22 protein-coding genes and 1 pseudogene are annotated in these 23,367 nt (G+C 53.9%); 10 read left to right on the forward strand and 13 right to left on the reverse strand.

All coding sequences use genetic code 11. From position 1 onward, the window contains the following. Positions 1-133 precede the first annotated feature (133 nt). The 3 genes from NAO55_RS17035 to NAO55_RS17045 are packed head-to-tail and all read left to right on the forward strand — an operon-like array spanning position 134 to position 5,260. Positions 134-412 (forward strand): hypothetical protein, encoded by a 279-nt coding sequence (locus NAO55_RS17035; protein ID WP_197932483.1) that lies wholly within the window; start codon positions 134-136, stop codon positions 410-412. After that, positions 387-2,348, forward strand: coding sequence for a site-specific DNA-methyltransferase (locus NAO55_RS17040; protein WP_219725462.1), 1,962 nt, complete (start codon positions 387-389; stop codon positions 2,346-2,348). The genes NAO55_RS17035 and NAO55_RS17040 overlap by 26 nt, the downstream gene beginning before the upstream one ends. Continuing rightward, the gene (locus tag NAO55_RS17045) at positions 2,348-5,260 is read left to right on the forward strand and encodes a type III restriction-modification system endonuclease (RefSeq protein WP_102839870.1); all 2,913 of its coding nucleotides are present in this window, start codon (positions 2,348-2,350) and stop codon (positions 5,258-5,260) included. The genes NAO55_RS17040 and NAO55_RS17045 overlap by 1 nt, the downstream gene beginning before the upstream one ends. 56 nt (positions 5,261-5,316) lie before the next feature. Here NAO55_RS17045 and NAO55_RS17050 read toward each other — a convergent pair whose 3' ends face one another. Both NAO55_RS17050 and NAO55_RS17055 read right to left on the reverse strand, forming a co-directional pair. Further along, the gene (locus NAO55_RS17050) at positions 5,317-5,496 is read right to left on the reverse strand and encodes a hypothetical protein (RefSeq protein ID WP_102839869.1); all 180 of its coding nucleotides are present in this window, start codon (positions 5,494-5,496) and stop codon (positions 5,317-5,319) included. 60 nt (positions 5,497-5,556) lie between these two features. Further along, entirely contained in the window at positions 5,557-5,814 is a 258-nt protein-coding gene (locus NAO55_RS17055; RefSeq protein ID WP_439794659.1) for a plasmid mobilization protein, read from the reverse strand. A 572-nt stretch (positions 5,815-6,386) separates the two neighbouring features. On the opposite strand from NAO55_RS17055, the gene NAO55_RS17060 reads away from it, so the two are divergent. The 6 genes from NAO55_RS17060 to NAO55_RS17085 all read left to right on the forward strand — a co-directional run bounded on the left by NAO55_RS17060 (position 6,387) and on the right by NAO55_RS17085 (position 9,982). Beyond that, complete coding sequence (locus NAO55_RS17060; protein ID WP_102839868.1) at positions 6,387-6,596, forward strand: TraC family protein; 210 nt, start codon at positions 6,387-6,389, stop codon at positions 6,594-6,596. Then, complete coding sequence (locus NAO55_RS17065; RefSeq protein WP_232244564.1) at positions 6,593-6,826, forward strand: hypothetical protein; 234 nt, start codon at positions 6,593-6,595, stop codon at positions 6,824-6,826. Before NAO55_RS17060 ends, NAO55_RS17065 begins: the two co-directional genes overlap by 4 nt. A gap of 216 nt (positions 6,827-7,042) precedes the next feature. Next, a complete protein-coding gene (trbJ, locus tag NAO55_RS17070; protein WP_232244565.1) occupies positions 7,043-7,876 on the forward strand; it encodes a P-type conjugative transfer protein TrbJ in 834 nt (277 codons plus the stop codon). 2 nt (positions 7,877-7,878) lie between these two features. Continuing rightward, on the forward strand, positions 7,879-8,061 hold the full coding sequence (locus tag NAO55_RS17075; protein WP_102839865.1) for a hypothetical protein: 183 nt from the start codon (positions 7,879-7,881) through the stop codon (positions 8,059-8,061). A 2-nt stretch (positions 8,062-8,063) separates the two neighbouring features. Then, positions 8,064-9,668 (forward strand): P-type conjugative transfer protein TrbL, encoded by a 1,605-nt coding sequence (gene trbL / locus NAO55_RS17080; protein WP_102839864.1) that lies wholly within the window; start codon positions 8,064-8,066, stop codon positions 9,666-9,668. A gap of 2 nt (positions 9,669-9,670) precedes the next feature. Then, complete coding sequence (locus NAO55_RS17085) at positions 9,671-9,982, forward strand: hypothetical protein (RefSeq protein ID WP_102839863.1); 312 nt, start codon at positions 9,671-9,673, stop codon at positions 9,980-9,982. A 487-nt stretch (positions 9,983-10,469) separates the two neighbouring features. Here the strand turns inward: NAO55_RS17085 and repC are convergent, their stop codons facing one another. The 8 genes and pseudogenes from repC to NAO55_RS17125 form a co-directional block, all read right to left on the reverse strand. Next, on the reverse strand, positions 10,470-11,366 hold the full coding sequence (repC, locus tag NAO55_RS17090) for a replication protein C, IncQ-type (protein WP_102839862.1): 897 nt from the start codon (positions 11,364-11,366) through the stop codon (positions 10,470-10,472). Next, the gene (locus tag NAO55_RS17095) at positions 11,353-12,237 is read right to left on the reverse strand and encodes a helicase RepA family protein (RefSeq protein ID WP_102839861.1); all 885 of its coding nucleotides are present in this window, start codon (positions 12,235-12,237) and stop codon (positions 11,353-11,355) included. The genes repC and NAO55_RS17095 overlap by 14 nt, the downstream gene beginning before the upstream one ends. Before the next feature lie 3 nt (positions 12,238-12,240). Then, positions 12,241-12,471 carry a helix-turn-helix transcriptional regulator gene (locus NAO55_RS17100; RefSeq protein ID WP_102839860.1) on the reverse strand — a complete coding sequence of 77 codons (231 nt, stop codon included), beginning with the start codon at positions 12,469-12,471 and terminating at the stop codon, positions 12,241-12,243. Between the two features lie 298 nt (positions 12,472-12,769). Next, positions 12,770-13,578 (reverse strand): annotated as a pseudogene (locus NAO55_RS17105) (ISL3 family transposase); the annotation flags it as partial. A gap of 128 nt (positions 13,579-13,706) precedes the next feature. After that, entirely contained in the window at positions 13,707-14,228 is a 522-nt protein-coding gene (gene lspA, locus NAO55_RS17110; protein ID WP_008930575.1) for a signal peptidase II, read from the reverse strand. Positions 14,229-14,281: 53 nt separating this feature from the next. Continuing rightward, a complete protein-coding gene (lnt, locus tag NAO55_RS17115; protein WP_009686176.1) occupies positions 14,282-15,721 on the reverse strand; it encodes an apolipoprotein N-acyltransferase in 1,440 nt (479 codons plus the stop codon). A gap of 294 nt (positions 15,722-16,015) precedes the next feature. Beyond that, positions 16,016-16,777: a ZIP family metal transporter gene (locus tag NAO55_RS17120; RefSeq protein WP_009686175.1), complete on the reverse strand. Its 762-nt coding sequence runs from the start codon at positions 16,775-16,777 to the stop codon at positions 16,016-16,018. 142 nt (positions 16,778-16,919) lie between these two features. Continuing rightward, entirely contained in the window at positions 16,920-17,816 is an 897-nt protein-coding gene (locus tag NAO55_RS17125) for a cation efflux transmembrane domain-containing protein (RefSeq protein WP_008928737.1), read from the reverse strand. A 98-nt stretch (positions 17,817-17,914) separates the two neighbouring features. On the opposite strand from NAO55_RS17125, the gene cadR reads away from it, so the two are divergent. After that, the gene (gene cadR, locus NAO55_RS17130) at positions 17,915-18,349 is read left to right on the forward strand and encodes a Cd(II)/Pb(II)-responsive transcriptional regulator (RefSeq protein WP_008175821.1); all 435 of its coding nucleotides are present in this window, start codon (positions 17,915-17,917) and stop codon (positions 18,347-18,349) included. 267 nt (positions 18,350-18,616) lie between these two features. On the opposite strand, the gene NAO55_RS17135 is transcribed toward cadR, so the two are convergent. From NAO55_RS17135 to guaB, 3 genes are all read right to left on the reverse strand, one after another. Beyond that, positions 18,617-19,825, reverse strand: a complete 1,209-nt coding sequence (locus tag NAO55_RS17135) for a tyrosine-type recombinase/integrase (RefSeq protein WP_102839859.1) — start codon at positions 19,823-19,825, stop codon at positions 18,617-18,619. 305 nt (positions 19,826-20,130) lie between these two features. Beyond that, positions 20,131-21,711 carry a glutamine-hydrolyzing GMP synthase gene (guaA, locus tag NAO55_RS17140; RefSeq protein WP_020307002.1) on the reverse strand — a complete coding sequence of 527 codons (1,581 nt, stop codon included), beginning with the start codon at positions 21,709-21,711 and terminating at the stop codon, positions 20,131-20,133. Between the two features lie 110 nt (positions 21,712-21,821). Further along, entirely contained in the window at positions 21,822-23,291 is a 1,470-nt protein-coding gene (gene guaB / locus NAO55_RS17145) for an IMP dehydrogenase (protein WP_102839858.1), read from the reverse strand. Positions 23,292-23,367 lie beyond the last annotated feature (76 nt).

Below are 23,367 nucleotides of genomic sequence, written 5' to 3' on the forward strand. Positions count from 1 at the left end.
CCCGCACTGAGGGGCACTTTCGGTGTTCACACAACGCTGACTGAGAGCAATCAGTATCGGATGGCCAATCAACGAAATTGGTTCTTGCAACAAGATTTGATATTGTATCGATATCGAATTTCGGAGAGGCGGCATGATTTCAGGTCTGAATGGCGGCAACTGCATCTTAAGCTCTATGGCGAAAGAGAGGGTTAAGAGCGGCATGCTGAAACAAGCCCATATTTGTGGCAAAAAAGGGGCGTACACCGTGATTTTCCGTGGCACTGATTGGAAAGGCGAACCGCTAGTACTGAGTAGTTCTAGGCAACCTTATGAAGCCAGAATTTTTAAAAGCGTAGATGGTGCATTATCCGAGCTACTACGGATCGGACTAACAGAAGCGTCGATTGAAATTAGTCAGCCGTCCAACTAGCCGAAAGCAATTGAGATTAAAAGTGAAGATTCAAAAAGAAACTCTCTATTCTGAAATTGAAACCACAAATAGCAAACAACTGAAAGCTCTCAAGAAATTGCTGCCCAACTGCTTTGACATGAAAGGAAACCTTATCCAAGAGCGTCTCCTTGAAATCGTACAGAGCAGTGATATCGACTTATCAAAAGAAAGCTACAGCCTTAACTGGCTTGGCAAGTCGTATGCCCGCCTGCTCGCGAACCTCCCACCTAAATCCCTTATCAACGCTGATAACGAACACAATAGCGAAGCACCACACAAAAATAGCAAAAACCTGCTCATAAAAGGTGACAACCTCGAAGTTCTCAAGCATCTAATCAACGCGTACAGCGAGAAGATCAAGATGATCTATATTGACCCGCCATATAATACCGGGTCAGACGGGTTCGTGTACCATGACGATCGAAAATTTACCGCAGAACAGCTCTGCGACCTCGCCGGGTTAGATCTGGAAGAAGCTGAGCGTATCCTCAGTTTCACTGACAAAGGTTCTAGTAGTCATAGCGCTTGGTTGACATTCATATACCCAAGGCTTTACGTCAGCAAAGAATTGCTTACCGACGACGGTATTATATTTATATCGATTGACGATAATGAATTAGCGCAGCTCCGATTGGTGTGTGACGAGATATTTGGTGAGCATAACTTCATTGGCATTATCTCCCGCTCGACCGGAACCCGTATGGGTTCTGGCAGCAGAGGCGTAGCTAGAGAACTTGATTACCTAGTAGTCTACGCGAAGTCAGATGCAGGTACGCTTAACAAATTGCTAATGACTCCTGAGCAGACTGAGATATACAACGAAGAAGACGAAAAAGGTAAGTATCTACTTCGCTCTTTAAGGCGCACCGGCGGAGAAAACAGACGCGAAGATCGTCCCAGCATGTTTTACCCTGTAATCAATCCTGATGGCGAAGAGGTCTATCCACTTGCCCCTGAAGGATGGGAAAGCAGATGGGTTTGTGGTTACGATACATACAAAGAACTACTAAAAGCCAATGAGATCGTTTGGAGAAAAGTAAAGAAAGCAGAAATTGAAAAATGGCAAATATACCAAAAGCATTACTTGAATGAAGATGGACGAGAAGTGTCTGATCTATGGACTGCTGAGGCAGGTAATAAAAAAGCCACCAAAGAGGTGAGCGCTTTATTCGGCGGCTCAAAAGTCTTCACCAATCCGAAATCTGTCGACTTGATAAGTAAGACTATTCTTCTGGGCTCTAATGCCAACGATATAATTTTGGATTTTTTTGCAGGATCTGGAACCACTGCACATGCAGTTTTTGAGACCAACATCAAGCGAGAAGAAAATCGTAGCTTCATATTGGTGCAGCTACCAGAACTTACCGATGCCGACTCAGTCGCCTATGAGAAAGGGTACACATCAATATTTGATATCACCAAAGACAGAATTATAGAGGCGGCAAATACTCTTAGGCAGAAAAACCCCGAATATCAAGGCGACCTCGGGTTTAAGATATTTGAGATTACTGAAGACTTCAGAGTAACTGACGAGAATCAGGAGCTCACGCTTTCAAATCTTACAATGTTTGACGATGTATTACTCAACAAGCATCAGTACAACACTCTTCTCACTACATGGGCATTGTATGACGGAAGCGAGCTTACTTCGCCAATGCATGAAGTTGACTTAAACGGCTATAAGGCTCACCTCTGTGATAGACGTCTTTATCTTATAGACTCGGGCTTCACCACTGAGGCTCTGAAAGCACTAATCCTAAAGCTTGACGACACCAACGATCAAAATTTTGATCCGAACAAAATAATATACTTTGCTAACAACTTTGACAGCGTCAAACAAATGGAACTTAATGAGGCCCTAAGAAGCTACTCCAATAAAAAGTCCATTGAAATAGATATTGTGGTGCGAAACTAATGGCCAAGGGATTTACATTCGAGAAAAACCTCCCCCATCAAACTGCGGGAGTCGATGCAGTCCTTGAGATTTACAGGGGAGCAACGCTTGGACACTCATCGGACGCTGGTGTGCGTCTCCTGGCAAACCCCGAATTAAAGCTTGACAAGAAACAGTACGCCGAAAATGTCAAAGCTGTCCAAGAGCACAACAATATTGAAAGAATAAAAGCTCATTACGACGAAAATACACGTGTTATTGACGTATCTATGGAAACAGGTACAGGCAAAACATACACTTATACAAAAACCATATTTGAGCTGAATAAAGCCTATCAACTAAACAAATTTATTGTTGCCGTACCAACGCTTTCGATTAAGGCTGGCACAGTAAACTTTTTGAAAAGCGAAGCTTTGAAAGAACATTTCCGCGAAACCGGAAAAGAAATAAAGCTATATGTAGTTGAGAGCAAGAAGAGCGTCAAGAAAAACACCAAGTCTTATATGCCACAAGCAATCTATGACTTCGTTGAAGCCACTAATTATAATAAAAAATACATACACGTACTTATAATTAATTCAGGAATGATCAATTCCCCGTCATTGACAGACACCTATGACCGAGGTTTACTGGACAATAGATACAACACTCCTGTTGATGCAATAAGCGCGGTTAAGCCTATAATAGTAGTTGATGAGCCACATAAATTTCCGGCTGGCAAAAAAACTTGGGAAAACATCGCTAAATTCAACGCACAAGCAGTGATTCGCTATGGCGCGACATTCAACGAGCAATATTATAATCTAGTCTATCGCCTGACTGCGGTCGATGCTTTCAATAATGACTTGGTTAAAGGGATAAGTGCTTTCATAGAAGACATGGTCGGGGATGACTATGCAAGCCTTACTCTCAAACAGACAACCACGAAAGAGGCAGTATTTGAGCTTAACGAAAGCGGCTTGAAAAAAACCTTCAAGTTAAGCAAAGGTGAGTCTCTTGCAAAGACGCATCCGGTGATTCACGACCTGTATATTGAGTCGATGAATACTAAGATGGTCGTGCTGAGCAACGGAATTGAACTTAGAGTCGGCAAATCAATAAATCCGTATTCTTACTCGGACACGCTCGAGAACAACATGATCCGCCGAGCGATTAAAGAGCATTTCAAACTGGAACGAGAAATGCTCACGCAACGCCCGCGAATTAAACCACTCACCCTCTTTTTCATCGATGACATCGAGGGATATAGAGACGGAAATAATATCTCCGGCAGCCTAAAGTCTGTTTTCGAAGAGTATGCACTCGCAGAAGCAAAAGAACTCTTGAAAAACGAAAAAGATGCATTCTACAGAAAATATCTAGAGAAGACGATATCAGACATCAGCAATATTCATGGCGGCTACTTTTCCAAGGATAACAGTGAAAGCGATGAGAAAATTGAACAAGAAGTTAACGAGATCCTACATGACAAAGAACTTCTTCTGTCGTTAGATAATCCTAGACGCTTCATTTTCTCAAAGTGGACCCTTCGTGAAGGGTGGGACAATCCTAACATATTTAACATATGCAAGCTGCGATCGAGCGGTAGTAACACCTCAAAGCTGCAGGAAGTGGGAAGAGGTCTCCGCCTTCCAGTGAACGAGTATATGGCACGTGTAAACGACCGCCCGTTCACGCTCAATTACTTTGTAGACTTCACCGAGAAAGATTTTGTTTCTTCACTAATTGAGGAAATCAATACGACGTCCTATAAGCCTGAGGCTCCTGCTAAGCTGACCCCAGAAATAAAAGCAATGGTGGCTGCCGCCTACCCTGCTCTATCATGGCTTAAAATCATGATGAATTTGGTGCAGAAGGGCATAATTGACGAAAACGAAAACTTCACTGGCATCGATGCCTATAATCGATTTAGAGATGAATACCCTAATGCATTCCCAGCAGGTTTGAAACCTAATAAAATCAAATCTGCCAGCCTATCCAAAACCCGCGTAAAAATGCGTGAAGGGAAGTTTGAAGAGCTTCGAACTCTTTGGGAAATCATTAACCGAAAAGCGATCTTAGAATATAAAATTGCAAATGAAGATGAATTCTTTCATCTATTTAAAGCATATCTACAACAGGACTCCTTTAGATTCCGAAAAACTGGCATTCAAACCCGAATTGAGAAGTTGTATATTCATAATGACACTGCAATGTCGAAATCAGTCTTTGGGGACGACGACGACTTTGCAAGGTTAAGCACCATGAATTACAAAGAGTTTGTCAACCGGCTAGCGGAGACCACCTTCATTAAACGCTCCACGCTGCACAGAGCCTTTACTGAAACGCAAAATGTATTTGACATAACTGAATTTCTTAACATTCACACAATAAGAAAAATAAAGTCAGGATTTAACAAGTTCTTGCTCCTCAACTCGTTTGCAAAATTTGAACTTGGATACAATATTATTTCGAACTCCGTCCACCCGACGAAGTTCACCGATACCACGGGAGATCCTTTCTCTGAGGTAAATGCTTCGGACTTAGGGGTTCTGAGTGATAATTCGCTCAGACCGTTAGACAGCTATCTTTTTGAAAATGCTTTCTACGACTCCGAACTCGAAAAGCTTAATATTACTTACCATGAAATTGAGAGCGTGGTTGTATTCACTAAAATACCAAAAAACTCAATCAAAATACCCGTTTCTGGCGGATACACCTACTCTCCAGATTTTGCTTACGTAGTCAAAACTGCGAACGGTGAATATTTAAATTTCATTATTGAAACAAAGAATGTTAATGGGAATGACCAGTTAAGAAAAGAGGAAGAACGAAAAATTGAGCATGCAAAAGAGTTGTTCAGCAAAATAACCAAAGATATAAACGTTGAGTTCAAGACACAATTTGAAGAAGACGTCATTTACGACCTTCTAAAAAAAGCGCTTAACGCCTAATTCCAACTTCCAGTATAGGCCAGTATAAACACTGCGCCTATACATTTAGACGCTCATCACCTTAACAACTCATCTTTCACCGCCGAGTTAGCGAATGCAATTTCTATATATCTTACAACGTTAATAATTTCATCCAGTTGGCCATTCCGAAGCACCTCGTTGAATAGCTCTGCGGCGTAACCAGGGTCAGCACGAAACACTCTAGCCATAGCGTGGACATGAGAAACATCCTTCATCTGCATTCCTCCTGCTAGCTCTAAACTTGTGTTAAGCAAGTCCCTCCAGCCTGAACTATGTCATTTATGAGTCTTTAATATTTCCCCCATCTGTTCACAGAGCCGGGTCTGAAGTCGTCTAAAACTAACCATAAGGGTCTCCACATCAATCGGCCCTCCGCCCCTCACAGGTCCGGCTGATAGCAAAAGTTTCAAAAGGCCAGCGACCCGCCCAAGGTCTCCATTGATCTTACCCAAGTCTGCAATAGCTTGCAGGTCAACAATCGACCGGATTGGCTGATTCAAACCAACAGCTCGCAGGAACGCTGACTGAGACATGCCCGCTTGCGCGGCACGCTTTACCAGCTCAACGTGCTTATCTCCGTCACGAATACCTTAATGTATTCGTTCCGGGGCCGGGTGCCATAGGTCGTCTTTTTCTTCTCTGCCATTCGTCTCTCGCTCATGCCGGAGCGCCATCCAGGTGGGGCAGCAGCGCGCTTTTCCTTTGGTGCCGATCAGGCTTCCGTATCAGGTCGCGGCAGCGACTGTCTGCCTCGCAGAGCAAGATACTGTCGAGCCGCAGGCGAGTAAGGGGCGGTGGTGGAGGCCCTAGCTACGAAGTAGCGTAGGCCTACAACACACATCTTGCCAGCCATACTAACGCGATACTAGGCGATGAAAAGCGCAACTTAAAATATTCAATTCAAAATCGCGTACATTCGCATAGTGTCGCGCAGGATCGCATAGCGTCGCATAGCCTCGCGCACTGTCGCATTCAATCGCATAGATTCGCGTTAATTAAGTGCTAATACCCGAACTTATTAGATCCTGTTAATTTAATAATCGAATCGCACGATGCGCGGTTGGAATGACTAACCACACCACCACCGAATCAGACGGGTCACGCTATGGCACGAAAAACTTTATTGGATCGGCGCTCTGACGCTGTTCTTGAGCTAGAGACCGCAAAAGCAAAATTGGCGAAACTTGACAATGAAGCGGCAGAGAGAATTGCCCGAATTGCAATTAAGTCAGGACTGATTAATCTTCAATTGACGGACGAGAGAATCCGTGAAGAATTCGGCAGAATTGTGGAGCGAATCAGCAGAGAGGAATGATGATGAAGACAGCTCGCCGCATCAGCGCAATGGCTAATGAACTCAACGAACTCCAAGCCTGCCTGGGGCGGGCCAGCTTAAGGCCTTGCAACGACATTCAAGCAGCCCAACGCATTGCCGCTGAGCTGGCTTCGGCTTTGGAAGAATGGCACCTAGAGGCTTTGCACATCCCGGAGGCTGAGCGCGACGTATATCGATCTACAAACCCCTACTTTTTTCGCATTAACTAAAGTCTTTTCTATGCGAGCTTGAAGCCCACTTAGGTGGGCTTTTTTGTCCGCCAACCGTTAGAAGACGGACAATATCCCTTTAACGCAAGCCAGGAATCTAGCGGCACTCGTTCAATCTATTCAAAATGATTTACGGACAGTTTCCGGACAACGGAACAGCGCTCTAACGGATAGAATTCTATCCGCATATTCCAATATCTCTAACGACCCACAATAATGGATCTCGGAATATCCAAAAACAGAGGCTGCGACATGACGTCTAATCCACGTAATTCGCGTTATCGGAGCGCGTCGGTATCTGTCCGCAAAGGCATTATCAGCATCGTAACGAGCGGAGCCATAGCCTCAGGAGGTGTAACTTTCGTTACGCCGACTCCTGCTTACGCGATCTACTGCTCAAATTGCTCAACCTTCTATCAGCAAATGTTCGAGTATGCCGAAGCGGTAAACACCGCTTTAAACACTGCTGAGTCGCTTCAAACTCAAATCCGGCAATACCAGAACATGGTCATTCAGGGCACCGCCTTGCCGAGGTCAATGTTTAGCAGCATCGCGGCCGACCTTGGATCTGTCGTTAGCCTCTATAAACGCTCGCAAGCGATAGGTCGCCAAATCCAGAATATGGATTCGCAATTTAACGCGGCTTTCCCAGGTTTCGAGTTCTACCTGAGTCAGGCTGCGAACTCGGCAGAGGTCTCGGCACGGGATCGCTACCAGAAATGGTCGGCGCAAGGTCGAGACAACGTAAAAACAGCACTCGAAGCAGCGAACCTCAACACGAGTACATTTGAGTCGGAAGACGTCCGGCTAGACCGCATGGTGGCTCGCTCACAATCTGCCGTGGGACGGATGCAAGCCATTCAGGCGGGTAACGAGATCGCTTCGCAGAACGTGCAGCAACTGCAGAAGCTACGGGACCTTTTAGCGACGCAAATCAACATGCAGGGCAATTACATGGCTCAGGCAGACGACCGGAAGGCCGCTAGCGAAGCCGCCGAACAGCAATTCGAGGCCCGGGAAAATAACTGGGGCCCTTCGGAGGATTTCTGACCATGTTGAAACATAAGAGCTTTATCGCTGTGCTGTGCATCACTTCTGCTCTGGGTGGTGCCGCTGTATCCGGATTCGTTATTCCGGTTAGCACCGACTGCATGACTGCTCAGCAGGCTACGCCGGATGCCGACAGGAAATTCGAAGCCCGGAAAAACAATTGGGGACCTTCTGAGGACTTCTGACTATGCAACGCACGGCACTGCTCGCACTTTCTGGTGCTGCATTCTTGCTATGGGCCGGCACTGCTGCGGCCGCAGGTGACATAACCCAAGGTAATGAAATGAACGGGCTCTTGCGGATGCTCTATGGCGCCGCAAACGAATGGTCGCCCCGGCTACAGGGCTACGCCCTCACGCTGCTGGGGTCTCTTGCGCTCATCCAATTGGTGTGGACGTTCATCCCGTTGGCCATGAAGCAAGCGGACCTCGGCGAGATTCTCGCTGAGTTGATCCGTTTCTTCATGGTGATCGGTTTTTTCTACGCGGTAATTCAGCATTCCGTCCCTTGGGCGACGGCGATAGTAGATAGTTTCCGCGAGGCAGCGGGCACCGCTAGCGGTTTGGGTCGTGCGCTTCAACCGGGTGATATGTTCGCCGTAGCTGTCGATTTCTCGCGCACCATAGTAGAGGGAATCTCAGTTTTTTCTCCGGGGAAAGCGGTCCTCATCGCACTTGTGGGCTGCTTGGTTCTTCTGTGCTTCGCATTTATCGCGGCGTTCATGTTTGTGACGCTCGTGGAGTCGTACGTAATCATCAACGCGTCCGTGCTGTTCTTCGGTTTTGGTGGTTCGCAATGGACACGTGATTTTGCAATCGCCCCGCTCCGCTTCGTTATTGCGGTAGGAGCCAAGTTGTTCGTTTTGACGCTAATCGTAGGAATCATCGTCTCGTCTGCGAAGTCATGGTTAGCGGCCTATACCAACGACGAAGCATCTTTGATGACGTTGGCAGGCCTTGCTCTGGTATGTGCATACCTGACAAAGACGATCCCTGAACTGATCGGCGGAATGATCAGCGGCACATCGATGGGCGGCGGCTCGGCCATTGGCGGTATGGCGGCGGCCGGTGCTGCCGGCGCCGCAGCCGCTGTAGCAACTATCGCCACAGCCGGGGCGGCCGCTCCGGCTGCTGCCAGCGCGCTTGGCGCGACCCGTTCTGGTGGCACAGCCGCATCGGGTGCCAGTGGACTTGGCGCCGGGGGCCTAGCGAGTGCGACCAATTCCAGCTTTGCCGGAGGCGGTGCGCCCGCTGCGGCGGCCACCGGTAATAGCGCGGCATCTGGCCTCGGCGCTAGCACTGGCGGCCAAGCTACTGCCAAGAGCGCGTCGCCGAGCGGTGCCCGAGTAGGCGGCAGCTCAGCGTCTAAAATGCCAAGCGCCACGGAAAAGCAGCCCAACAGCGGCGTACAGCATGCCGCTAAGCAAGCTGCAAAGGCCGAGCACGGCAGCAACAATTCAGAGCAACAAGCGGCACCAAAAGGAAGAGCAATCAGCTCTGGCCTCGTCGCCCACCAAGCGGCAAATGGCGCGGCGAAGGTGCTCGGCGTGATGGCCTCGATGGGTGTGCCGGGCATGGAGAACGCGCACGCTTTGTCTCTAGGCGCAGGATCTTCTGTTCAGGACACCTCCACTTCGATCGATCCAGCTAACCCCGCAGAACCAGATGCGGAAGCAGGGCAAGCAGAAGATAACGTCATCCGCCCTGCCGCATACGAAAGCTCTAATGATGCTCAGCTTGCCTCGCTGAACGTGCCAGGTATGGCCTCGAATACTGACCAACCGGAGAAATAACCATGATCGACATTCTGATGTTCGCTGGATTTGTAGTATTCGCTTCAACATTTTCCATCGGTATGTGGGCGCTCGGCCGGTGGCTACGCAGCAAGGGCTACGGGCCAAAGCTCGATTGGCTGGATCGCCATTACACAGCCTTACAGCTTCGAGTCAGCCCGCTCGCCCTATCAGCGTCCTATCACATGTTTACAGGAGCACAGACTCTAAATCGCATACCGTTGCTGGGCAGCAAAAATAACGCTGCCCTGAACCTGCAAGTGCTAACGGCCGTCCAAGCCGCGCAGGACGCGCAGAAGCGCGCGAATCGCTGATCACTGGTCCGCCTCTCAGCAACCCCGCCTGAGTGCGGGGTTTTGTTTACCTATCTCATTTTCCTCCGTCTATTACACACCGGAAAGAGAGTGCTATGAGCACGGATCGGTTGTGGCGGAGCGCACCTTGGGTGGAGCCGCTGCCTATAGAAGCCCGGAACCGGGCTAGCAGCAGCCTGGAGATCCAAGCTGCCTAGTGAAAGAGCTGTTTGTGTTGATGTCCGCCACTCCGTCTATTACCCACCACCATCGCGCTAGCGATTTCCAATAATGCGCAGCCCTCACACCTCCGGTGGGTTTCCGCTCCCGTTGTGGTAGCCCTTTCCTTTTGGTGTCAGGCCGTAGGCCACCAAGCAAGCATGCGCAGCGCCCAAAGGCGCGGCGCTCAGCGCGCAGGGTAGAGATTCATGGAGAATCTTGGATCGACGGTGAAGGCTGGCTGCTAAGCCGCGGCTCGGGGGAAGGTCGGGCATCTGTCTGGATGCCGTTAACGTGGGCTATGGATGTCGAAAACGTGGGGGCCTGGTGTCGTTAACGTGGTGCTAACGTTGATTTTGGACGCTTTGGGACGCTCGATTAACCACTTCCCTTTGACGTATTCGCTCAACGTCCAGCCGACTGCAGCGAGCTCGCCTAACGCGTTGCGCGCTTTTTGGCGGCGTGCTTTTACAGTGTTGGCATTCTTCGCTTCGTCTGGCCAGATGTAGCCGCAAAGCGTGTCTAACTCAACCCGCCGGGACCTACCTGGGTCGATGAAACCGCATAGTCGTTGATGAATCAGCCTGGCAGGATCGGTCCGCAGAACCCTCACCTCGGCCATATCTATGCGAACGTGCTGCCCGCCCATCACTGCGCGAGCAATCATTGGATTTAACGCTACATACAATTTGCCTTGAAACTCATCTCTTCTGTATTCAGACAGCATGCGAAAACCCTGTCGTTTTCGGCCGACCTGGGCAATGACTGAAACTTTCCATAGCCTCTCGATACAATCGCGGACGGGTCTAGTATCTTCGATGTTGGCATAGCCTACCTCGCGTGCCAGCGACCGATAGCTGCCTTTGACTACCATCGCATCGTTCTGAATAGCTTCCCATTTCGGCTCAAGGAATTCGCGAAGTCGCTGGCCAGCTTCGGTCTGTGGGTCCGGAGACAGGATAAGGCCTGAAGGACCAGCCATCGCCACCAAGCCCTGCAAGATACGAAGGTCGTCTACGCCAAGTGGTTCTGGGCCACTAAACTCGATGCGTTTACCGTCCCCATAGTCATAAACCACGTCAAGCTTTCTGCGTTTGCGCTCCCCCCGCTTGAGGCTCCTAAACAAGCCCGGCGCCAAGCAGTGCGCCGGGTCATGTCGAGCGTGCGTCAAATCAAACTTGCTCACGGCGCCACCCCTTCCCGCCGGTATGCTTGGTGTCTAGCAGGTCCACCGGCAGCAATACGCCGCCACTGTGCTGCTTGTACCAACGCTCTCTCGAGGTGAGGCCATAGTTCTGTTTGTTAACACCGAAACGGACGAAGAAGCCACGGTGGTCTTCTCCGATAGGTTGCCCGCCATAGGCATGCTCAGTGAGATTCTGGGCTTCTTTGTCGGCCATTCTGGCGACAAATCCGCACCACCGAACATTATCGACGAGAGCGGAAGCGCCTCGTGCTGCCTGTTGCTGATCTGTCTGCCCATCGCGAGCGCTGCCTTTGCTGACATGATGAAGGTACAGAACCGACGCTCCAGTGCTGACCGCGACGTGCTCTAACGTAGCGACAAGCTGCGCCATCTCACCGTTGCTGTTTTCATCAAGGTTGTGAATCCGGCTCAAAGTGTCCAACACAATCAGCCGCGAATCCGAACAGTATTCGATGACACGGGCAAGGTGCCGATCGTCCATTACGTTCAAGCGCTTGCCCAATATCGCTTCGATAAGCAGGTTATCTGCGATGGCCTCACGCGCCTGCGGACCTAAATGTTTGCCGATGGCATGAATACGCCCGATCAGGGCTGATTCTGGGTCTTCTCCCGCAAAGTAGATAACACGGCCGGCTTTAGTAGGCGCGAGTCCTACCAGGTCGCCACCGACCGCTCGACTTTCAACGGTTGCACCGCAGGCAACGGACATTGCCGCCTCGAGCGCCCAAAAGCTCTTACCAGTAGCGCCCGGAGCAACCAGCGCTCCTACAGTGCTAGCAAGGAAGCCGGGCCATATAAAGTCCAGCGTCGGTGGCTCGCTCTCGAATGCTGCCCGTAAGTCAATCGCCACAGCTCAGCCCCCCATCCCTGGGCGATGTGCCGACCCTGAATGCGTGCATGAATCAATCCATGCCTCGACCTCAGCCAAATTCCACACGACCTTACGACTGCTAAGAGCGATGCGACGCGGAAACTTCCCTTTTTTCTCAAAGTTGTAAATCGTCCTTTCGCAAAGCGGGATCATGGCCAGCAATTGCTTCTTGCTGATCAGCACATTGTTCGTATTCCTCGCTTCCCTCTCCATACCGGAAACCTCGTCTTTGTCTTCTTTCGAGGTCGGATTTTTGCCCTGTTTTTCCAGTAATTTCCAGCACCGTTTGGCTATTTTTCTCTTTATAGATCAGTAGGTTACTGTCCCGAAAACGTCTAATTTTCGGACAGCCTACTTATCCTATTCCCTTGTTTTTCTTTTATTTTTTCTAGGTGAATCCGGAACATGGAGCTTGTCCCACAAACGTTAGTATCGGGACAAAAAATATTTACCTGTATAGTCTGGGTATCCGGATTAAGTGGTTGATGGGCCTTCCAGCCCCATCCAACCCTTAGTCCTTCCAGAAGGTTGATAGATCGACACCGAAGTTCTTCTCAGGCTCGGGGAGTCCCATGTTGTAGGTCATGGTGGCTCTGCCCAGAAACGGGGATTCCTTGACTTGTGGCGCCTTCTTCTTGTGCTTGGTGGTATAGAGCATCCGGGCTCGCATTACCTCGAACGAATAGCCCCGGCCATCACGGTTTTTGTCCTTGGCTAGGCGGTTTATCGACTACGTGAAAGCGTTGGTGATCGGGAGTCGGTCTCAAAGTAGGTCAGCATCTCTTCACGCCAGCCACTGACGGCGCTGACGAGATCCTTCCAAACCTCCTTCTGCCCCTGAGGGATGTTGTCAATCCAGGTGGCGAGAGCCTGTTCGGCACCACGCCGATTGGTACAGTCCCAGATATGGTAGAAGCGCTCCTTGTGCTCGTAAGCCGCCAAGAGCTGGGGGGAATGCTCCTGTCCAGGTTCTCCATGATGAGCCGTTCGCGGTCTGAAACGTCGTGAGCGCGCTTCAGCAGGATTTTCCGGTCACCTTTGAGGGTCCGGCGCTGATTGGGCTTCAACTCCTTCCTTAGGCCTTTGCGGATCTTCTCTAAGGCCTCGTTGGCCATGCGCACGACGTGGAACTTATCGACCACGATACGGGCCTGTGGCAGCACCGTCTGGAAGGCGCGGCGGTAGGGCTTCCACATGTCCATGCTGACGATCTCGACCTGGTGGCGGTTGGCCATGCTCATGAGGCGTCTTGTCACCCTCTCTTGCTGACGACCGGGTAGCAGGTCCAGCAGGGTGCTCTTCCAGATTGGTTAGGATGCAGCAGAGCCCTTGGCAGCAGTCGTGCATCAGGAACGTACAGCTGGCTCATGAAGGCGTGCCGCCTTATCAAGGCCCAGGACGCGCCTATTCCGGAAGTCAAGCATGCGATAGCGAAGACGCTAGGCGATTCAGCGGCGGCGGCTGCCTGGTTGATGTCGTATTTCCGCCCAAATAAAGAGGGCGACACCGAGGAAGATCCATACGTCCGCTAGGTTGAACGATGGCCAGTGCCACTGGGCATAGTGAAAATCGAGAAAATCCTCTACGTAGCCTAACCGCAAGCGATCTGCGACATTGCCCAACGCGCCGCCGAGGATCGCACTGAGGGCGAGCCGATAACTCAGTACGCGTGGTGAACGCCAAAGCCAGTACACCAGTAATATCGAGATAACCAGGGCCAGTCCGATGAAAAGCGGCTGCTGCCAACCGCCGACATCCGCGAGAAAGCTGAAGGCCGCCCCCGTATTGTGGCGGTGGACCCAATTGAAGAAGGGTGCGGCAGGCACGCTTTCACCATGCGCTAGCATGGTGCTGGCAAGGTACTTGCTCGCCTGATCGACAAACAGTAACAGGAGCGAGAGCCACAGCCAGCGCATCGCCTTTCCCGGCTCGTGGGCTTTCTCTGCGAGCCGACTGCCATAAGTAGACATATCCCCTTCCTCCTGACCCAATCTAGAATTTGCTCGCTGCTAAATAACAAGCGTCATGTACCCAACCGATGATGCCGACGAATTCGACGGAGCAGGAGCAGGCCGAGTCCGAGTGCGGTCAGGCCAAGGACAGGCCAATCCCGCCAGCGCACATAAGGGGGCGCGCCAGTTCGCGGTGTCACTTCGGCGCTGAGGGTGGCCACTTCGAACTGCGGAGCACGCTTGAGCACTTTGCCCTCATGATTGATGGCTGCTGTGATACCGGTGTTCGTGGCTCGAAGAAGGTCACGTCCGGTTTCGATGGCACGCATGCGTGCCATCTGGAAATGCTGGAGGGGGCCGAGCGAGCTGCCGAACCAGGCATCGTTGCTGACATTCACCAGTAACTGCGCTTCGGGCAGAAGCTCAGTGACTTCGGCACCAAAGACCGCCTCGTAGCAGATGAGTGCCCCTACGGGCACCCCTGCTGCATTCAGGACGTGCGCTTCCCGTCCCGGTGTGAAGTCGGACATGGGCGCCCCGAGCACGTCGAGGGCCGACCCCAAAAGATCCCGAAACGGAACATATTCACCGAAGGGCACCAGGTGGCGTTTGTAGTAGAAGCCTGAGGGATCGGAGAGGCTTACCACGGCGTTGTAGGTACGGCCCTCCGCCTCGCGTACCGGGACGCCAATCATTAACGATGTGCCTGCCTGATCGGCTAACGCCTCAAGCTCAGCAAGATATGCTTTGGCCTGGTCATGCCACATCGGGATTGCCGCTTCTGGCCAGATCACGATATCGGCTCCGAGATGCTGCGCGGTAAGCGCCTGATAGCGCTCAAGTGTGATGTCCCGGTATCTCGGGTCCCATTTCTTGTCTTGCGCGATGTTTCCTTGCAAGAGGACGACATCGATCGGGTCAGCGGCTGGCTGCGTCCATTCACGATCCAGCAGTTGCAAGCCGGCGAGGGTAGCGACTAACACGGCACCGACTACCGCAGCACGGCGCAGGCTTGGCCCCTGGACAACCCAGGCAAGCCCGCCAGCGAGAAGTGCCACCAGTAAACTCACGCCAAGCACGCCAAAGACGGGAGCGATAGTGGCAAGTGTGGTGTCGGTCTGGCTGTAGCCAATGAAGAGCCAGGGAAAGCCGGTCAAGAACCAGGTGCGCATCCATTCACTCAGCACCCATGCCGCAGGTAGCCCTAGCCAGAGTGCCATTGCATCCATCTCAGGGCGCAGGCAGCGCACGAGGTACGCGACGCCCCATGGAAAGAGGGCGAGCAGCGAGACAAAGGCCGCCGTGACTAACACCGCCACCACGGGGCCATTGCCGTACTGGCTAATGCTGATAAAGACCCAGGAGACACCCACGCCGAAGTAGCCAAGGCCAAAGAGGTAGGCCGACCACAGCGCCTGACGCCTTGAAGACTGCGCGGTCAGGACAAAAAATGTTGCCAGAGCGATCACCGCAAGCCATGCCCAGCCCACAGGGGCAAAGGCAAGCGGCATGGCGCCTCCAGCAAGTAGAGCCATCCCCCCTGTCAGAAGCGGCTTATAGCGCACGCCCGTGTATAGGCTAGAGGGTAGCGCGCACTTATCACCCAATGCTCTCTCGCCTCCGAATCCAGGATCAACCCTGTGGCTCATGCTTTCTTGCTCCGCTTAATCAAGCTGCGTCAATTCATTCGGCCGGCTGGCCAGGGTGGCAAAGTGAATGTTTCTGGACTCGACTAGGTGCGCCGTAAGCTGGGAGCTGCTTCGTATTCGGCCAGCACGACAGTGGCTGTGTTGGGGAGCAGTACGTTAGCTTTGCGATACCACCCCTTCCAAGCCCGCTGATACCAGAACGAACAGGACGAAGCCGCCTATGAAAGCCAGCGGTGAGATGTGCGTATCGTCACCGCTCTCGTGAGCCTCGGAGACCATATCTTCGATGGCAGCGACCGTGAGAAGGCCTGCCGTGAACGTCAGTGCCGCTAGCTTAAATGCCTCCGGCTGGTTCCTGAGTACGAAGTAAGCAAAGACGGCTGCCGAGAGCACAGGAATCGCGAAGGAAGCAGAGAGCAGTATCCGCTTGCTACGAGGGATTCCTTTATCTTTCATGGTGGCGATCGTCGCAAAGCCCTCAGGAACATCGGCGAGAACCTGACCCGCCGCCAGGATTATCGCGACCGACGGTGAGACCGCCGACCCCGCCCCGATCAGGAGGCCATCGCTGAACAGGTCGATGGATACGGCGATATAGATCATCCAGACACTCGTCTGACCGCCTTCTCCCTGCTGGCCTTGTCGCTTCTGGAGACTCTCAACGAGCTTCTCGATACCTACGTAAGCAATGCCGCCCAGCGCGAAAGCGAGGGCGATTACCCAGGCTGAGAGGTTCTCTAGCACGCGCGGCATGATTTCAACCGCCACCACCGCAATGACGAGGCCGGCAGCGCCGTGAAGGGCGTAATTGAGACGGCGCCCGGTAGTTCGGGAGGCCTCCGCAGCGAGCCCACCACTAAAATTGCCTAAGGCGGGCAACAGCGCCAGGCCGAGTACCAGCCAGATACTATCCATCATCTTCCTTCCTTGGTTGATTCCTAGATACGCTACCTTGCTGGCTCCGAGCCTTCGCGCTATATGCTGTCGTTCAGGCCTAGCGCGCTTGTACAGCCACTTCGATCAAGTGTCCCAGGCATCGATAGCTGCGTACCGTGCAGCCTCACCCCTTGAGCGCCAGGATGCGCCGAGCGCCGTTGAGGACGATCAGGCCCACGATGGTACCGATAATCAGGTCAGGGTAGCTGGACCCCGTCCAGGCGACCAAGGCACCGGCGGCGATGACGCCCATGTTGATCACCACATCATTGGCCGAGAATATCCAGCTTGCCTTCATATGCGCGCCGCCTTCGCGGTGCTTGGATATCAACAGCAGGCAACCGGTATTGGCGATCAACGCGACGAAGGCGATCGCCATCATCATCAGCGATTCAGGCTCACTACCGAAAACAAAGCGTCGCACCACCTCGACGAGTACGCCGATAGCCAAAATCAGTTGCAGTACCCCTGCCAGATGCGCGGCACGTACCTGCATTTTCGCACTGCGCCCTACGGCATAGAGAGCCAGGCCATAGACGGCTGCATCGGCAAACATATCCAGGGAATCAGCGATCAGGCCGGTAGACTGGGCGATCAGGCCAGCAGTCATTTCCACCACGAACATGATCGCATTGATACCGAGCAACACGCGCAGAGTGCCTGACTCCTGCGTAGCAGAGACTGCCGAGCTCTCAGCGGCCTTGATCGTCTCTGGGTCGGCAATGACGGTTTCCTGAAGAGAGGCGCCTAGCCCCAAGGTCGCCAGTTTCGCGGTAATGGGCTCAGCCTCGCCGTCATGCACGACCTCCAATCGGCGGTTCGACAAGTCGAAGGACAGCGTTCGAATCTCATCAAAGCCGTTCAGCGCCAAGCGGATCATCCGTTCTTCTGAGGGACAATCCATCTTCGGCACAGCATACACGCTGACCCATTCCCCTGACGCTTCGGAGGAGACCGGCATATCGGTATCCGCTGCAGGCGTTGCATCGCAGCTACATGGGCCACCACAGGCTTTACTCACGATACGGCTCCAGTTAACCAACATAGATTGCTAGTATTAAAAACTATATAGCTACTATAAGGTCAATGGGACAGATGATCCGTTGAGGAGTAAGCCTGATGCGCATTGGTCAGTTAGCCCAGATAGCGGGTATCGACACGCAGACGATCCGCTTCTATGAGCAGCAGGGCCTGTTGCCGCCGCCAGAACGGCAGGAGAATGGTTACCGTGTCTATACCGAGAAGCATGGCGAGTGGCTTGCCTTTATCCGCCGCTGCCGAATTCTGGACCTGTCACTGACAGAGATTCGCGAGCTACAGAGCTATCAGGACGACCCTCGCCAGCCCTGTACCGCCGTCAACGCCATGCTCGATGACCACATCTCTCATGTGCGGTCGCAGATAACTGCTCTGCAAGCGCTTGAGCAACAACTCGTTTCACTGAGGGCGAGTTGCAACGAGGGTCGGGAGATCAATGCCTGCGGCATCCTGACGGGGATCAGCGAGGAGAGCAAACAACAGCTGTATAGGGCTAGCTCAGGCCGTAAGGACTGAGCAGAGACATGCCGGACCTTGCAGTGACATTGTGAATGCATGGTGTGTTGATCGCGAAGCCTCACTGCGTATCTCGGCATGCGAACCTGGGCGTTGCTGCAAACTTGCAGGGGCCGTGAAGAAGAGTCGTCATCAACCAGGTAATCCGCTGAGCTGATGGTTGGTTCCGTCATCATGATATGAGCCAATCAACCAAAAAATCCGGATACCCTATAGTCTTTCGTACCGGTAGAAAATGCTCACTGGGGCTTAGTGCAAGGAGGGGTTTCAGTCACTAGTGGGGCGTTTTCGGATGGTCCATTCGTCAATCATGTCTGCCCAATCCTGAAGCATCGCCCTGCGCTGATCACGGTACTCAGCCTTGTTGTAAACGGCCCGTACACCTTTCTGCTCGTGTGCCAAGCATTTCTCGATCCAGTCAGTGTTGTATCCCGCCTCATGCAGCAACGTGCTGGCCGTGCGGCGCAAATCGTGCGGACCGAACTTGCCCAGCGATTGCCCCTCTTTCTGGGCTAAACGGTAGGTCAACGTCAGCACCTGATTGAGCGTTGCGCTGCTCATAGGCGCGTCGGAGTCATAGCGCGATGGAAGGACGTATTCCGAACCGCCTGCGAAGGTTTTCAGCGCTATGAAAATGTCCAGCGCCTGCCGGGAAAGAAACACCAAATGTGGATTGCGCCGCTTCATCCTCTCCTTGGGAATCGTCCAAAGCGCTTCACTGAAGTTAACCTCGCTCCACGTTGCATTGGTCAGCTCACTCTTACGCACCATGGTCAGTAGCAGGAGTTTGGCCGCCGCTCGCACCGAAGATGCCGTGCCGATACGCTCCATGTATTGGTACATCAAGCCGATTTCGTCAGGCGTCAGCGCTCGATCACGCGGCTCGAATCTGGCGATTGTCGCAGGACGCACCAAATCGGCAGGGTTCTCTACCTTCTGGCCACGTCCAATTGCCCAGCGGTACACCTGCAACACGATCTCCCGCGAATGCACTGCCGTGGCGGGTGCCCCACGCTCAACAATTGCGTCTGTAAGGGCTCTTAAGTCCTCGTGCGTAATTTCAACCAACTTCTGGTTGCCGAACCGAGGTTTCAGCTCGCGTTCATAGACCGAACGACGCATATCGCGGGTGCTATCCGCCATCTGGTAACCGCGCAGCCACTTATCGGCCCAGGCACCAAAGGTTTCTGCGTCCTTGATTCGCGCCTTATCTCGCGCTTTTTCCTTCGCTGGAGACTTACCGGCGGCAATCAATTTCTTCGCCTCGCCCAGTCGTTCACGGGCTTCAGCCAAGCTTATTCCGCCGACACCATAACGACCGAAAGTGATGGTCTCCTGCCTGCCGTGAATCGAGTAGTTGTACCGGAACGAGATCGAACCAGCAGGCGTGACGGCTACATAGAGGCCGTCACGGTCGTTCACTTTGTAGAGCTTGTCCTTCGGTTTGAGGTGTCGCAGCTTGGTATCGGTCAGCATGGTCTCCAGAATCCTCCTGCAAAAATACCATGCTCAAAAACCAATCTTCCGCATACATAAAATACTTTAAAATCAGCAGGATATAGGTTTTTGATACCATGCCGCACGAGAAAAACTCAGCATGGTACTCGGCCTGAGCATGGCATTGGGCTCGATCAATGCCCTGTACCATGCCATACAAAATCGTTGCTTGGCGATGCAAAAAGCTGCCAGTGATTGCCAGACGCAGAAACCAAAAAGCCCGCAATTACGCGGGCTTCAGGGCATTTTTTGCTAATCGGTGCCGGTTCGTTCCAGACGTCCGATCATTCCCACTCGATGGTCGCCGGCGGCTTGCTCGACACATCGTAGGTGACGCGGGAGATGCCTTCGATTTCGTTGATGATGCGGTTGGACACCTTCTCCAGCAACTCGTATGGCAGGTGCGCCCAGCGCGCGGTCATGAAGTCGATGGTCTCCACCGCGCGCAGCGCGACAACCCAGGCGTAACGGCGGCCATCACCCACCACACCGACCGATTTCACCGGCTGGAACACCACGAAGGCCTGACTGGTCTTGTGGTACCAGTCGAAGTTGCGCAGCTCTTCGATGAAGATATGGTCGGCGCGACGCAGCAGATCGGCGTACTCCTTCTTCACTTCGCCCAGGATGCGCACGCCCAGTCCCGGGCCCGGGAAGGGGTGGCGGTAGACCATGTCGTAGGGCAGACCGAGTTCCAGGCCGATCTTGCGCACTTCGTCCTTGAACAGCTCACGCAGCGGCTCGACCAGCTTGAGGTTCATCTCTTCCGGCAGACCACCGACGTTGTGGTGCGACTTGATCACATGGGCCTTGCCGCTCTTGGCGCCGGCTGACTCGATGACGTCGGGATAGATGGTGCCCTGGGCGAGGAACTGGATGTTGTCCAGCTTGCTGGCCTCGGCATCGAACACGTCGATGAAGGTGCGACCGATGATCTTGCGCTTCTTCTCCGGATCCGCCTCGCCTTCGAGGTTGGCCAGGAACTGCGCCTCGGCATCGGCACGGATCACCTTGACGCCCATGTTCTCGGCGAACATGGCCATCACCTGGTCGCCCTCGTGCAGGCGCAGCAGGCCGTTGTCGACGAAGACGCAGGTCAGCTGGTCGCCGATCGCCTTGTGCAGCAGCGCCGCAACCACCGACGAATCGACACCACCGGAGAGGCCGAGCAGGACGTTGGCATCACCGACCTGAGCACGCACCTGGGCGATGGCGTCCTCGACGATGTTGGACGGCGTCCACAGCGCTTCGCAGCCGCAGATTTCCAGGATAAAGCGCGACAGGATGCGACCGCCCTGGCGGGTGTGGGTCACTTCCGGGTGGAACTGCACGCCGTAATAGCCACGGGCATCGTCGCCCATGGCGGCGATCGGGCAGCTCGGGGTGCTGGCCAGGATGTGGAAGCCGGTAGGAATCTCGGTGACCTTGTCGCCGTGGCTCATCCACACGTCGAGGCCGAACACGCCGTCGTCATCCATGTGGTCTTCGATGCCGTCGAACAGCTTCGACTTGCCGACCAGATCGACGCGGGCATAGCCGAACTCGCGAACATCGGAGCCCTGCACCTTGCCGCCGAGCTGCTCGGACATGGTCTGCATGCCGTAGCAGATGCCGAACAGCGGCACACCGAGATCGAACACGGCCTGCGGCGCGCGCGGGCTGCCTTCCTCGTGAACCGACTCCGGGCCGCCGGCGAGAATGATGCCGCGTGGCGCGAAGGCACGGATATCGTCCTCGCTCATGTCCCACGGGTGCAGCTCGCAATACACGCCGATCTCGCGCACGCGGCGGGCGATCAGCTGGGTGTACTGGGAACCGAAGTCGAGGATCAGGATGCGGTGGGCGTGAATGTCTTGGTGAGCCATGAGCTTTCCTTCGGAAAGAGCCTGAAGCTGAAAGCCGGAAGCTGGAAGCCGAAACCAGGATTTCTCCCGGCTCCCGCTGCCAGCTTCCGGCGCCTGTCTAGCTGAGCGGATCAACCCACTCGGTAATTCGGGGCTTCCTTGGTGATCTGCACGTCATGCACGTGCGACTCGGCCATGCCGGCACCGGTGATGCGCACGAACTGCGGACGGGTGCGCATCTCGTCGATGGTGGCGCTGCCGGTGTAGCCCATGGAAGCGCGCAGGCCACCCATCAGCTGATGGATGATCGCCGCCAGCGAGCCCTTGTACGGCACGCGACCTTCGATGCCTTCGGGAACCAGCTTTTCGGCACCAGCGGACGAGTCCTGGAAGTAACGATCCGAGGAGCCCTGCGCCTGGGACATGGCGCCCAGGGAGCCCATGCCGCGGTAGGCCTTGTAGGAGCGGCCCTGGAACAGTTCGATCTCGCCCGGGGCTTCTTCGGTACCGGCGAACATCGAACCCATCATCACGGCGTTGGCGCCGGCGACAATGGCTTTGGACAGGTCACCGGAGAAGCGGATACCGCCGTCGGCGATCATCGGCACGCCGGTGCCTTCCAGCGCGGCGGAAACGTTGGCGATGGCGGAGATCTGCGGCACGCCGACGCCAGCGACGATGCGGGTGGTGCAGATCGAGCCCGGACCGATGCCGACCTTGACCGCGTCGGCGCCAGCCTTGACCAGGTCCAGCGCGGCTTCGGCGGTGGCGATGTTGCCGCCGATCACCTGCACCTGCGGGAAGTTCTCCTTCACCCAGCGCACGCGATCGATCACGCCACGGGAATGGCCATGGGCGGTATCCACCACCACCACGTCGACGCCGGCCGCAGCCAGCGCCTCGACGCGGTCACCGGTGTCGGCGCCGGTACCGACCGCCGCGCCGACGCGCAGGCGGCCCTGGCTGTCCTTGGACGCCAGCGGGTAGGTCTTGGCCTTCTCGATATCGCGGAAGGTCACCAGGCCGCGCAGGTGGAAGTTGGCGTCGACCACCAGCATTTTCTCGATGCGGTGTTCGTAGAGCTTGGTCTTGATTTCTTCCAGGCCAGTGCCCTCGAGCACGGTGACCAGCTTGTCCTTGGGCGTCATGATCGCCGCGACGGAATCACCGGCGTTCGGCGTGAAGCGCAGGTCACGACCGGTGACGATGCCCACCAGCTCTTTGCCGGATACCACCGGGAAGCCGGAGAAGCCCAGTTCATGGGCCTTGCGCAGCAGCTCGCTGATCTTGGTTTCCGGGGTGACGGTGACCGGGTCGTGGACGATCGCAGTCTCGTGGCGCTTGACCTTGCGCACCTCGGCGGCCTGCTGCTCGATGCTCATGTTCTTGTGGATGATGCCAATGCCACCTTCCTGCGCCATGGCGATGGCCAGGCGGGCTTCGGTGACGGTGTCCATGGCCGCGGAAACCAGCGGAATGTTCAGCTCGATTTCGCGGGTCAGGCGGGTCTTGAGGCTGACATCCTTCGGCAGAACCTCGGAATATCCCGGGATCAGGAGAACATCATCGAAAGTCAGGGCTTCTTGGCTGATACGCAGCATGGCGGGGGCTCCCAGGCGGGAAAAAGGAAGCGCGGCATTATACCCACGCACCCCCTTGCGCTCAATGCGGATGTGA

It is taken from the genome of Stutzerimonas frequens (genome assembly GCF_024448335.1).
In the GTDB taxonomy this organism is placed as follows: domain Bacteria; phylum Pseudomonadota; class Gammaproteobacteria; order Pseudomonadales; family Pseudomonadaceae; genus Stutzerimonas; species Stutzerimonas frequens.